This window comes from Nocardioides pelophilus, assembly GCF_014180685.1.
Classification (GTDB): Bacteria; Actinomycetota; Actinomycetes; order Propionibacteriales; family Nocardioidaceae; genus Nocardioides; species Nocardioides pelophilus.
On record NZ_JACEHF010000003.1, the window covers coordinates 25,119 to 37,575 of the forward strand.

The window sequence follows — 12,457 nt, forward strand, 5'->3', positions numbered from 1 at the left end:
CAGTGGGGACGACATGGGCAAGCTGGACAGATTGAGCGGCGTCAAGGTGGCGATCACCGGGGGCGGACGCGGCATCGGGCGATCGACGGCGGCGGCCTTCCGTGCCGCCGGCGCGCGGGTCGTCATCGGCGACATCGATGCGAGCCTGGCAACGAGGACGGCGGAGGAGCTCGGCGGCCTCGGGCTTCCGCTCGACGTGACCGATCCGGTGTCGTTCCGGGAGTTCTGGCAGGCGGCCGAAGGTGACGGCGAGCCCATCCGGGTCCTGGTCAACAACGCGGGGATCATGCCGGTCGGCCGGTTCGTCGACGAAGTCGAATCCGCGACCGACCGTCAGCTGGCCGTCAACCTCGGCGGTGTCATCAACGGCTGTCGGCTGGCCGGACGCCACCTGCCATTGGCGGGAGGTGGCGCGATCGTGAACATCGCGTCGCTCGCCGGCGCGACCGGATTCCCCGGCGTGGCCACCTACAGCGCGACCAAGTTCGCCGTGGTCGGACTGAGTGCCGCGCTACGCGCGGAGTTCGAACCGCTCGACGTCTCGGTCCACGTCGTCCTGCCCGGGGTGGTGCGCACGGAGCTGTCTGCCGGTATGCGGCTGCCGGCGGCCCTGCGTGGCTTCGTGAGCGTGTCGCCCGACGACGTGGCTGACGCCGTGGTCGCGGCGGTCCGCCGTGACCAGTTCCGGCGCACCGTGCCCCGTCGGCTCGGCGTCGTGCTGCGGGTCGCGGACCTGGTGCCCGACGGGGCGCGCCGCCGCCTCGAGCGCTGGACGGGGTACGACGACGTCCTGGTCGGTGCCGACCCGGCAGTGCGGGCCGCCTACGAGCGCCGGATCTCCGGCGACGACACCTCGATCCTCGACCTGTGAGCCACATCACTCTAAACATACCGGCCGGTTGGCATGTAAGATGACGCCTCATCCGGGTGCCGCGATCGGCGTCGCCCTGCGTCCAGAGAGGAGAGCGCCCATGGGCAGCTCCGCCACCAGCAAGAGGGTCTTCGTCATCGGCGTCGGGATGACCAAGTTCGAGAAGCCGGGTCGCCGTGACTGGGACTACCCCGAGATGGCCAAGGAGGCCGGCACGAAGGCTCTCGCCGACGCGGGACTGGACTACACGCGCATCGAGCAGGCGTACGTCGGCTACGTGTACGGCGAGTCCTGTGCCGGCCACCGGGCGGCGTACGAGCTCGGGATGACCGGCATTCCGGTCTTCAACGTCAACAGCAACTGCTCGACCGGTTCGAGCGCGCTCTACCTCGCCGCGCAGGCGATCCGCTCGGGCCAGGCGGACGTCACGCTCGCGCTGGGCTTCGAGAAGATGAACCCCGGCTCCCTCGGCACGACGTTCGATGACCGCGAGCAGCCGATGGCCAAGCACTTCATGGCGCTCGCCGAGATCTCCGAGGTCCGGTTCCCGCCCGCGCCGTGGACCTTCGGGGCCGCCGGGCGCGAGCACATGGAGACCTACGGCAGCACGCCCGAGCACTTCGCGAAGATCGGCTACAAGAACCACAAGCACTCGGTCAACAACCCGTACGCGCAGTTCCAGGACGAGTACACGCTCGAGGAGATCCTCGCGGCGCCGATGATCTACGAGCCGCTCACCAAGCTCCAGTGCTCGCCGACCTCGGACGGCTCGGGGGCAGCCGTGCTGGCGAGCGAGGCGTACATCGACCGCCACGGGCTGGCGGACCGGGCGGTCGAGATCGTGGGCCAGGCGCTCACCACGGACTTCGCCTCGACCTTCGACGGGTCCTGCAAGAACATCATCGGCTACGACATGAACGTGCAGGCTGCTCGGAAGGCCTACGAGCAGGCGGGTCTGGGAGCCGAGGACATCCAGGTCATCGAGCTGCACGACTGCTTCTCCGCGAACGAGCTCCTGCTCTACGAGGCGCTCGGCCTCTGCCCCGAGGGCGAAGCCGGAAAGCTCATCGACAACGACGACACGACGTACGGCGGCCGCTGGGTCGTCAATCCGTCGGGCGGCCTGATCTCCAAGGGCCACCCGCTCGGTGCCACCGGGCTCGCGCAGTGCGCCGAGCTGACGTGGCAGCTGCGCGGGGAGGCGGACAAGCGCCAGGTCGACGGCGTGCAGGCCGCGCTGCAGCACAACATCGGCCTCGGCGGCACCGCTGTCGTGAGCATCTACCAGCGCGCCGATCGCTGACGCGCCCGGTCGCCGACAGCAAGACCGAACACCACCAAACCCGGGCCGCACCAGGCCCACCAACACAAGGAGAGAACCGATGGGTCACGTCAATGTCAGTCAAGAGCTTCCCGTCAGCGTCGACAAGCTGTGGAGCACGATCTCGGACCCCCGAACGTGGGACTCCTGGCTCACCATCCACGCGGGCTGGCTGGAGGAGCCGCCGACGGCGCTGGCCGAGGGTGCGAAGCTCACCGAGAAGGTGGTCATGCTCGGCATGGCCAACAAGCTGGAGTGGACGGTCGAGAAGTGCGACCCGGGCTCGGAGCTGGTCATCGCCGGCAGCGGCATGGCCGGGGTCAAGACCCGCTTCAGCTTCGCCCTGACGGCGTCGGGCGACAGCACGACGGTGACCGTCGACGCCGAGTTCAGCGGCTCCCTCATCGTCGGAGCGCTCGGGAAGGCAGTGGAGAAAGACGCCAACAAGAACCTTTCCGACAGCCTCGAGAAGCTCGCCGTCCTCGCGGCGGCCTGAGGTCGACATGTCCGAGATCCACGCTTTCAACGACGACGCCCTCGGGTCCTGGTCGGAGGAGGAGACCGTCTTCGACGTGACCCGGGAGCGGATCGTCGAGTACGCCGAGGCGACGAACGACCCGATCGCGGCCCACCGGGCCGGGGACGTGGCGCCGCCGGTGTTCGCGATCGTCCCGGTCTTCGATGCGCTGATGATGCCGGCGCTCGACGTCGTTCCGATCGGCATCTTCGGGCGGCTGGTCCACGGCGAGCAGGACTTCCACTTCCACCGACCGATCGTCCCCGGCGACGTGCTCACCTCCCGCGGGAAGATGACCGGCTACGAGTCGCTGCCCAACGGAACCCGGACCACGATCTTCCTCGAGTGCCGCGACCGGGACGGCGAGCTCGTCAACGAGCAGTACGTCACGGCGTTCTTCCGCAACGTCGACGCCGGGCGGAGCGTCGGCGACCTCGGCCCGGCGCACGCGCTCGTCGAGGAGCTGCGCGGCTCAGCGCCGGTGGCGAAGGTCGACCAGCACATCGACGCCGACCAGACCTTCCGGTACGGCCCGGCGGCGGGCGACCCGATGCCGATCCACCTCGACGAGGAGGTCGCCCGGGACGCGGGCCTGCCGGGGATCATCGCGCACGGCCTGTGCACGATGGCCTTCACCTCCTGGGCCGTCCTCACGGAGGTCGCCGAGGGCGACGTACGGCGCCTCAAGCGACTCGCCGTCCGCTTCAACCGGATGGTCCTCCCCGACTCGGACCTCACCACGACCGTGTGGCGCGGTGCGACGGGCGACGGCTTCACCTCGTATGCCTACGAGACGCGGGTCGGCGACGACGTCGCGATCAAGGACGGCCTCGCGGAGATCTGGGACTGACCCCTGCCGATCCGGCAACTCACATCGAATGAAGGAGCAAGACAATGGGCGCACTCGAAGGGCGAGTTGCCATCATCACCGGGGCCGGCCGCGGCATCGGACGCGAGCACGCGCTGCTGTTCGCGCGGGAGGGCGCACGGGTGGTCGTCAACGACCTCGGCGGCGCGAATGACGGCGCCGGCGTCGACACCGGGCCGGCACAGGCCGTCGTCGACGAGATCGTGGCGGCCGGTGGGACCGCGGTCGCCAACACCGACAACGTCGCCTCCTGGGACGGCGCCCAGGCGCTGGTCGAACAGGCTGTTGCCGAGTACGGCGGCCTCGACGTCCTCGTCAACAACGCGGGCATCCTGCGCGACGGTTTCATCCCGGGCATGACCGAGGACCAGTGGGACTCCGTCATCAAGGTCCACCTCAAGGGGCACTTCGCGATGCTGCAGCGGGCATCGGCGTACTGGAAGGCGGAGACCAAGGCCGGCAGGCAGCCGCTGGCGGCGGTCGTCAACACCGCCTCCGGGTCGGGGATCACGCTTCCCAACGCCGGGCAGGCGAACTACGGTGCTGCGAAGGCCGGCATCGCGGCCCTCACCCTGGTCGCCGCCGAGGAGCTCGCGCGCTACGGCGTCCGGGTGAACGCGATCGCGCCGGTCGCCCGGACCCGCCTGACGGAGGCGACCCCCGGGTTCGGCGAGATCATGCGCTCGACCATCGAGGACGGGGTGGTCGACGCGTTCCACCCGGCCAACATCTCGCCTCTGGTGGCGTACCTGGCCACGGAGAAGTGCCCGATCACAGGGCAGGTCTACGCGGTGCAGGGCGGCTCGATCCAGCAGCTGCTGGGTTGGACCGTCGCGCACACCACGGAGACCGACGACCCGTGGACGATCGACGAGGTGAGCCAACGGCTGTCGGAGTGGCAGTCGTGATCGGGTGGAGCGACGCCGACGAGGCGATCCGCGAAGCCGTCCGCGACTTCGTCGACAAGGAGGTGCGGCCGCACCTGGACCAGCTCGAGACGGGAGCGTTGCCGCCGTACGACATCATCCGCAAGCTGTTCTCGTCCTTCGGTCTGGACGTGATGGCGGCCGACGCCGTCCGGAAGGCGCTGGCGTCCGAGCGCCGTCGGGAGGAGGCTCCCGACGAGGAGCGCTCTCCTCGGTCGAAGGGCGGACCTGGCCTCGACGGCGCAGAAGGCATGGCCGCAGTCGTGATCAGCGAGCTGGCCGGCGTGAGCCTCGGAACGGTCGCCTCGATCGGTGTCTCCCTCGGGCTCACCGCTCAGACGATCTGGACGAAGGGCACGCTGGAGCAGAAGGAGAGGTGGCTGCCGAAGCTGGCCACCTTCGAGCACGTCGGAGCGTGGGCCATCACCGAGCCCGACGCGGGATCGGATGCCTTCGGCGGCATGCGCACCTATGTGCGTCGTGATGGCGACGGCTACGTGCTCAACGGTCGCAAGACCTTCATCACCAACGGTCCGGACGCCGACGTCATCGTCGTCTACGCGAAGCTCGACGAGGAGGACGGGACCGCGCCGCGGGACCGACAGGTGCTGACCTTCGTCCTCGACCGGGGGATGCCCGGGCTGACGCAGGGATCCGCGTTCAAGAAGATGGGCATGATGAGCTCGCCGACCAGCGAGCTGTTCTTCGACGACGTACGGCTAGGTCCGGACCGGCTCCTCGGCTGCCAGCCTGCCCGCGCCGGCGGCGACAGTCGGGACAGCGTGCGAGCGAGCTTTGCAGGGGAGCGGATGGGCGTCGCGGTCCTCGCGCTCGGCATCATCAACGAGTGCCAACGGCTCAGCATCGAGTACGCCCGCACCCGCGAGCTGTGGGGCCGCTCGATCGGTGACCTGCAGCTGATCCAGCTGAAGCTGGCCCGCATGGAGGTGGCCCGGATCAATGTGCAGAACATGGTCTTCAGCCTGCTCGAGCACGTGCGGGCCGGGAAGATGCCGTCTCTTGCCGAAGCCTCCGCCATGAAGCTCTATGCCTCGGAGGCCGCGACGGAGGTCGCCATGGAGGCGGTGCAGCTCTTCGGGGGCAACGGCTACATGGCTGAGTACCGCGTCGAGCAGCTCGCGCGGGACGCCAAGTCGCTGATGATCTACGCGGGAAGCAACGAGATCCAGGTGACCCACGTCGCCAAGGGTGTGCTCGGTCGAGGATGAACGGGAGAGCCTGGCCCGGCGACGCTCGCGCGGACCGTCGGGTCAGGCCTCGGGGCCGTCTTCGATCCGGTCGAGCTCGGCCCCCCACAGGGTCAGCAGGTCCGAGCGCGCCCGCTGCCACTCTCGCTCGACGTCGTCGTGGACGAAGGTCAGGAGCGCCAGCCCGCGCAGCGTGGCCAGGGTGGTGGAGATGAGGCCGAACATGCTGCGGTGCCTGCTGAGCTCCGGCAGGGTGCGGTTCGCAGTGACGGCCAGCGCCTCCATGACGTCCTGCTCCAGAGAGCGCAGTGAGGCGCGGAGCTCCTCGTCGGTCCGTGCGGCGAGCCACAGCTCGGTGGCGGCGGCGAACACCTCGCTGCGGTGCAAGGACCACAGGCGGTCGAGGGTCTCGGCGACCGTCTCCCGCTCGCTGGCGCCTGCCTTCATCGGCATGACGAACTCAACCACCATCCGCTGGGTGAGGAAGCGGACCGCCTCCGTGACGAGGTCCGCCTTGCTGGTGAAGTGGTGCGCCTGGGCGCCGCGCGTCACCCCCGCGCGGGCGGCGATGTCTTTCGTGGTCGTGCCGGCATAGCCGGTCTCGATCAGACAGGCGATGGTCGCCTCCAGCAGCGCGGCTCGTGTCCGTGCTGTCCGCTCGGCCTGCGTACGTCGCCGGCCGGCGATCGGCGCCACCTCCGTCATCTACTTCTCCTCCCGTCGACCGTTCGGGTCAGTTTTCCACATCGCGCCGCGCATTGACATACCGGCTGGCCGGAATCTAAGTTGTCGCCACTCATCCACGCAAGTTCCGAGTCGAGGAGAAGCCGCATGACCTCAGGTCCGCAGGCGCCGGCTCCACGGTCGCGGCCCCGGCGCCCCGCTTCGGTCGCCGTGCGCGGGATCCGTCCGCCGGGGCGCACGCGGATGCTGCTCATGGGAGTGGGGGACTTCTTCGGCTTCTGCGGCGAGGTCCTGCGGGCCGGGGCCAGGACGCGGTTCCAGGGGCGGGAGTTCGTCGAGCAGGCGTGGTTCATCGCGACCGTGTCGATCCTGCCGACCGCCCTGGTCGCCATCCCGTTCGGAGCGGTCATCGCACTCCAGGTGGGCAGCCTCAGCTCCCAGCTCGGCGCCGAGTCGTTCACCGGCTCCAGCTCGGCCGTCGCGATCATCCGCGAAGGAGCGCCGCTCGCGACCGCGCTGATGCTGGCCGGAGCAGCAGGCTCCGCCATCTGCGCCGACTTCGGGGCCCGGACGATCCGCGAGGAGATCGACGCGCTCCGCGTCCTCGGCATCGACCCGATCGAGCGGCTCGTCGTACCGCGCGTCGTCGCGGGCATGCTCGTCGGTGTGGCCCTGACCGGCATGGTCATGGGGGTCGGCATCGCCGGCGGCTACTTCTTCAACGTGGTGCTTCAGCACGGCACGGCCGGCGTCTACGTCGACGCGTTCCGGAACCTGGCGACGATGCCGGACCTCTACGCGAGCCTGTTGAAAGGCCTGATCTTCGGTGCGCTCGCGGCGATCGTCGGGTCGTTCAAGGGGCTCCGTGCCGGAGGTGGGCCGCGCGGCGTCGGCCAGGCGGTGAACGAGGCCGTGGTCATCACCTTCCTGCTGCTGTTCCTCGTCAACTACCTGCTCACGACCGTCTACTTCAAGCTCTTCCCGCAGGTCGGCTGATGACGACCACGACCGAGCGCGCGCGTCGACTGACGCAACCGCCGCTGGCGATCCTCGAGGAAGCCGGCCGGCAGCTGGACTTCTACGTCTCAGCCGTCCGGTGGACTCCGCGGACGGTCCGCCGCTACCGGCCAGAGATCAGGGCCGTGCTCGCCGACACCGCCTTCGGCTCAGGGGGCCTCGCCGTCGTGGGCGGGACCGTCGGGGTGATGGTCGCGCTGGCCTTCGCCGTCGGCACCGAGGTGGGCCTGCAGGGTTACGCGGCGCTGCAGCAGATCGGGGCCAGCAACTTCTCCGCGTTCCTGTCCGCCTACTTCAACACCCGCGAGGCAGCGCCGCTCATCGCCGGCGTGGCGCTCGCCGCGACCGTGGGCTGCGGGTTCACGGCGCAGCTCGGGGCGATGCGGGTGAGCGAGGAGATCGACGCGCTCGAGGTCATGGCGGTGCCGTCGATCCCGTTCCTCGTCACCACGCGGATGATCGCGGGATTCATTGCGGTCGTGCCGTTGTACGCGATCGGGCTCTTCGCCTCCTACCTCGCCTCGCGCACGGTCATCACCCAGTACTTCGGACAGTCGACGGGCACCTACGACCACTACTTCTTCCAGTACCTGGCTCCGGTCGACGTCCTGTGGTCGTTCGCCAAGGTGCTCGTGTTCGCGGTCGTGGTGATCCTCGTCCACTGCTACTACGGCTACACCGCGACCGGGGGCCCAGCCGGCGTCGGGCTCGCTGTCGGACGCGCGATCCGTCTCTCGATCGTGGCGATCAACGTCGTCGACTTCCTCATGAGCTTCGCGATCTGGGGCTCGACGACAACGGTTCGGATCACGGGATGACCGCCGCACGTTCGAGGACGGGCCTCCGGTTGAGGGGCCTGCTCCTGGTCTCGATCCTGGCGGTGTTCGTCGCAGGAGCGATCGCGTCGTACCAGAAGGTCTTCGTGCCGAGCGTGGACGTGACGGTGCTGACCGGGCGGGCCGGACTACAGCTCCCCGTCAACGGCGACGTGCGGATGCGCGGCGCCATCATCGGACGCATCACCGGCATCCGGTCCGGCGAGAGCGGGGTGGTGATCGATCTCGCGCTGGAACCCGATGCTGCGGAGCTGGTGCCCGCCGACACCCGCGCCCGTATCCTGCCCACGACCCTCTTCGGGCAGAAGTACGTCGAGCTGGTGGCCAGCCGCTCCGACGGGCCTTCGGTCGCCGACGGATCGGTGCTGCGTGAGGACACCAGCCGAGAGGCCGTCGAGATCACGCGGGTCATCGACAACCTCGAGCCGCTGCTCCGCGCCGTCCGCCCCGAGGAGCTGGCCGAGACCCTCCAGACCCTTGCCGACGGCCTGCGGGGCCGCGGGGAGCGGCTCGGTGCGACGGCCACCGACGTCGATGCCTACCTGACCGAGCTCAACGTCGACCTGCCCGTGCTGGCGACGGACCTGCGTCTGCTCGGTGTTGTCTCGAGGGCCTACGGCGCGGCGACGCCCGACGTGCTCGCGGTGCTGCGCAACGCGACCGCGGTCGGGGACACGATCCTCGACAGCGGCGACGAGCTGTCGGCCTTCCAGGACGAGCTCACCCGTTTCGCTGACGTGACCCGCCGTTTCCTCGACGCCAACGGCGACGGCATCGTGGAGCTGACCGGTCGCACCCGTCCGGTACTCGAGCTGCTGGGGCGCTACTCGCCGCAGTTCCCGTGCCTGTTCGATGGTCTGCTGCGCGCCGAGACCGCGGCGGGTCAAGCGTTCCGCGACGGAGTCTTCCACGCGGACGTGGTGATCGGTCGGCAGTATCCCGGCTACACGGCGGCCGACGTGCCCCGGTTCGGTGACCTCGGCAAGGGCCCGCACTGCGCCGGTTTGCCCGACGTCGACCCGCCGGTCCCGGCTCCGCGCTCGGACGACGGAGCCGACTATCCGCCGGGCGTCCTGTTGCCCCCGCTGAGGGACGGCGCATGAGTCGCCGCAGCGTGACGGTCTCGGCCGCGGTGAAGCTGTCGGTCTTCCTGCTCGCTGCCGCGGCGGTCACGCTCACCGTCGCCGGGACGATCAGGCCCATCGGCTCGGGCGGGAACCACGAGTACCACGCGATCCTCGTGAGTGCGAGCGACCTGAAGCCCGGCGACCAGGTGCGGGTCGCGGGGGTGGTGGTCGGCCGGGTCTCCGACGTGGCGCTCGATCCGGACGGGCACGCCCGGATCAGCTTCACCGTCGACGAGGAGCTCGACCTCACCACGGAGACCCGCGCCGAGATCCGCTACCTCAACCTGATCGGCAACCGGTACCTCGCCCTGTCCGAGGGCAGGCGATCGTCGGAAGCGGAGGTGCTGACGGCCGGCGGCACGATTCCTGTCGAGCGGACCAGCCCCGCCCTCGACCTGGACCAGCTGTTCACCGGGTTCAAGCCGCTGTTCGCGGCGTTGTCGCCGGACGATGCGAACGCGCTGGCAGCGGACCTCGTCGCGACGTTCCAGGGGGAGGGGGGCACGATCCGGTCGCTGTTGAGCCACACCGCCGAGGTCACCAGCAACCTCGCCGACCGCGACGCCGTCGTGGGGCGGGTCGTGGAGAACCTGACCACCACCCTCCAGGTCGTGGACGCCAACCAGGTCGGGCTCAACCAGCTCGTCACCCAGCTGGGGCGATACGTCGGCGGGCTGGCTGCCGACCGCCGGGTCCTCGGCGGGTCGCTGGAGGGGATCGCCGACCTGGCCGGCGAGACGGCGTCCCTTCTCGATGACGCCCGGCCGGCTCTGCGCTCCGACATCGACCGCCTCGCCGACCTCGTCGCGATGCTCGACACGCCGACCAATCGGGCGCTCGTCGACGAGGCGCTGAGGGTCGCGCCCCCGCGCCTTGCCCGGATCACGCGGGTCGCGTCGTACGGGTCCTGGTTCAACTTCTACCTGTGCGACCTCGGCCTGGACGTGCAGGGCGCCGGAGGCGGTGGGACCATCGAGCAGCTCCTGGGAGACATCGAGCAGATCACGATCCACGACACCTCGCCGAGGTGTCGGCCGTGAACGGCGAGAACGCGACCCGGCGGGCGCTGGTCGGGCTCGCCGCCTGCGCGCTCGTGCTGGCCGCGGCCCTCAACGTGGACCGCCTGCCGCTGATCGGAAGTGGCGGGATCCGCTACCAGGCCGAGCTGACTGACGCCAGCGGTCTGGCCGAGGGCGACCCGGTCAAGGTCGCCGGCATCGCGGTCGGGACGATCCGCGAGATCGAGATCGACCAGGACCGGGTGACCGTCGAGTTCGAGGTGGACGCCGACGTCCGATTGGGCGCGGACACCGAGGCCACCGTGGGATCGGGCTCGCTCCTCGGCGACAAGTACCTCAAGCTGGAGCCGCTGGGCGAGGGCACCCTCGCGGACGGCGCGACGATCCCTCTCGAGCGCACCCGGCCCGCCTACGACGTCGTGGACGCCTTCGCCGACCTCACCGACACGACCGCCCGCCTCGACGACGAGCTGATCGCGGATGCGCTGACGACCCTCGCCGACACCTTCCGGGGCTCGCGCCCGCAGGTCCGCGCCGCGGTCTCCGGGTTGACCCGGCTGTCCGACTCCATCGCGCGCCGCGACGCCGAGCTCGAGCGCCTCCTGGGCCATGCCACGGAGGTTTCCGGCGTGCTCGCCGACCGCCGCGGGGACCTGAGCCGACTGCTGCGCTCGTCCAACCTCTTGCTCGGCGAGCTGCGGCAGCGTCGCGACGCGATCCGCGCCGTCCTGGTCAGCACCCGTGAGCTCAGTGATGCGTTGCACGCCGTCGTGGTCGACAACCAGGACCGAATCACGCCGGCGTTGGAGGACCTCGAGGCGGTGACCCGTCTGCTGGCCGGCCGTCAGCGAGAGCTGCGGGCAACGATCCGCAACATGGATGCCTACGGCCGCTACTACACGAACGTGGTCGGCAGCGGCCCGTGGTTCGACAACTACATCCCGCGGCTCCCGGACTCGGTCCAGATCGGGGTCGACCGATGAGGACACCAGACATCCGCCTTCGCGATCGCCGCAACGTCATCATCGCCTTGGCGGTGGCCGTCCAGCTGGCCCTGCTCCTGGCTCTCGTGCCGGGGAAGCCCGATCGCACGGCGACCTTGGAGTTCGCGAGTGCGATAGGCGTCTACGAAGGATCCGACGTCCGGCTCATGGGGGTCCGGATCGGGCGGGTGACCGGCGTCGATCCGGGGGCGACGTCGGTCACCGTCGAGATCGAGTACGACGCGGACTACGACCTGCCCGACGACGTGGGCGCGGTGATCGTGGCGCCGTCGGTGATCGCCGACCGCTTCGTCCAGCTGACCCCCGCCTACTCCGGGTCCGGGGCGCGGCTGAGGGACGGCGCGGTCGTCCCGCTCGAGCGAACCCGCACGCCGGTCGAGCTCGACGAGGTCTTCTCCACGATGAACCAGCTCCTGGTCGCTCTCGGCCCGAGGGGAGCGAACCAGGAGGGCGCGTTGAACGATGCCCTCGCCGTGGCCGCGACCGATCTCCGTGGCCAAGGTCCTGCGCTGCGGCGCCTGCTCGATCGCATGGGCGACGCGGCCGCGACGATGGGCGAGCTGAGTCCGGGCCTGTTCGCGACCGTCGACAACCTCGCCGACCTCACGACCACGCTGGCGCGGGACGACCAGGACGTCCGGCGCCTCTACGACCACCTCAGTGACGTCGCGGCGTTCCTGGCCGACGACCGTCGGGACTTGGCGGCCGTGTTGCAGTCGCTCGCTGTCTCACTGGGCGAGGTTCGGGGTTTCGTGCACGACAACCGGGACCTCGTCGTCCGGAACGTGCAGCACCTCACTCGGGTCGGTCGGGCGCTCACCGCCGAGCAGGTGGCCCTGGACAGCCTGCTCCGGGTCGTGCCCGTCGCGCTGAACAACCTCAACCGGGTCTGGGACGAGGACAGCCAGGCGATCCGGTCCCGGGCCAACCTCGACCAGATCCTGAACGATCTCGACGGTCTGATCTGTGACGCGATCATCCGTGCCGGCGTACCGCTGCCTGGGCGGCTGTGCGACCGCCTCGTCGGAGGTGGATCGTGAGGCGGTTCCGGATTGTCGT

General features: G+C 69.8%; 13 protein-coding genes. 12 read left to right on the forward strand and 1 reads right to left on the reverse strand.

From position 1 onward, the window contains the following. Positions 1 to 13: 13 nt before the first annotated feature. The 6 genes from H0488_RS01620 (at position 14) to H0488_RS01645 (ending at position 5,732) form a co-directional block, all read left to right on the forward strand. On the forward strand, positions 14 to 871 hold the full coding sequence (locus H0488_RS01620; RefSeq protein ID WP_220794093.1) for an SDR family NAD(P)-dependent oxidoreductase: 858 nt from the start codon (positions 14 to 16) through the stop codon (positions 869 to 871). Between the two features lie 100 nt (positions 872 to 971). Continuing rightward, positions 972 to 2,174, forward strand: coding sequence for a lipid-transfer protein (locus tag H0488_RS01625; protein ID WP_183097531.1), 1,203 nt, complete (start codon positions 972 to 974; stop codon positions 2,172 to 2,174). 79 nt (positions 2,175 to 2,253) lie between these two features. Beyond that, positions 2,254 to 2,688 (forward strand): type II toxin-antitoxin system Rv0910 family toxin, encoded by a 435-nt coding sequence (locus H0488_RS01630; protein ID WP_183097532.1) that lies wholly within the window; start codon positions 2,254 to 2,256, stop codon positions 2,686 to 2,688. Positions 2,689 to 2,695: 7 nt separating this feature from the next. Further along, complete coding sequence (locus H0488_RS01635; RefSeq protein ID WP_183097533.1) at positions 2,696 to 3,559, forward strand: MaoC/PaaZ C-terminal domain-containing protein; 864 nt, start codon at positions 2,696 to 2,698, stop codon at positions 3,557 to 3,559. A 44-nt stretch (positions 3,560 to 3,603) separates the two neighbouring features. Continuing rightward, positions 3,604 to 4,485 carry an SDR family oxidoreductase gene (locus H0488_RS01640; protein ID WP_183097534.1) on the forward strand — a complete coding sequence of 294 codons (882 nt, stop codon included), beginning with the start codon at positions 3,604 to 3,606 and terminating at the stop codon, positions 4,483 to 4,485. Next, on the forward strand, positions 4,482 to 5,732 hold the full coding sequence (locus H0488_RS01645; RefSeq protein WP_183097535.1) for an acyl-CoA dehydrogenase family protein: 1,251 nt from the start codon (positions 4,482 to 4,484) through the stop codon (positions 5,730 to 5,732). Before H0488_RS01640 ends, H0488_RS01645 begins: the two co-directional genes overlap by 4 nt. A gap of 42 nt (positions 5,733 to 5,774) precedes the next feature. Here the strand turns inward: H0488_RS01645 and H0488_RS01650 are convergent, their stop codons facing one another. Further along, positions 5,775 to 6,416: a TetR/AcrR family transcriptional regulator gene (locus H0488_RS01650; protein ID WP_183097536.1), complete on the reverse strand. Its 642-nt coding sequence runs from the start codon at positions 6,414 to 6,416 to the stop codon at positions 5,775 to 5,777. 126 nt (positions 6,417 to 6,542) lie between these two features. Here H0488_RS01650 and H0488_RS01655 point away from each other — a divergent pair, with 126 nt between their 5' ends. Genes H0488_RS01655 through H0488_RS01680 form a run of 6 tightly spaced genes read left to right on the forward strand, consistent with a single transcriptional unit; the run spans position 6,543 to position 12,438 of the window. Next, positions 6,543 to 7,391 carry an MlaE family ABC transporter permease gene (locus H0488_RS01655; protein WP_246371310.1) on the forward strand — a complete coding sequence of 283 codons (849 nt, stop codon included), beginning with the start codon at positions 6,543 to 6,545 and terminating at the stop codon, positions 7,389 to 7,391. Then, positions 7,391 to 8,230, forward strand: coding sequence for an MlaE family ABC transporter permease (locus H0488_RS01660; protein ID WP_183097537.1), 840 nt, complete (start codon positions 7,391 to 7,393; stop codon positions 8,228 to 8,230). The genes H0488_RS01655 and H0488_RS01660 overlap by 1 nt, the downstream gene beginning before the upstream one ends. Beyond that, positions 8,227 to 9,351 carry an MCE family protein gene (locus H0488_RS01665; protein ID WP_183097538.1) on the forward strand — a complete coding sequence of 375 codons (1,125 nt, stop codon included), beginning with the start codon at positions 8,227 to 8,229 and terminating at the stop codon, positions 9,349 to 9,351. Before H0488_RS01660 ends, H0488_RS01665 begins: the two co-directional genes overlap by 4 nt. Then, a complete protein-coding gene (locus H0488_RS01670; RefSeq protein ID WP_183097539.1) occupies positions 9,348 to 10,415 on the forward strand; it encodes an MCE family protein in 1,068 nt (355 codons plus the stop codon). Before H0488_RS01665 ends, H0488_RS01670 begins: the two co-directional genes overlap by 4 nt. Continuing rightward, on the forward strand, positions 10,412 to 11,377 hold the full coding sequence (locus H0488_RS01675; protein ID WP_183097540.1) for an MCE family protein: 966 nt from the start codon (positions 10,412 to 10,414) through the stop codon (positions 11,375 to 11,377). Before H0488_RS01670 ends, H0488_RS01675 begins: the two co-directional genes overlap by 4 nt. Then, a complete protein-coding gene (locus tag H0488_RS01680; RefSeq protein WP_183097541.1) occupies positions 11,374 to 12,438 on the forward strand; it encodes an MCE family protein in 1,065 nt (354 codons plus the stop codon). The genes H0488_RS01675 and H0488_RS01680 overlap by 4 nt, the downstream gene beginning before the upstream one ends. Positions 12,439 to 12,457: the final 19 nt, after the last annotated feature.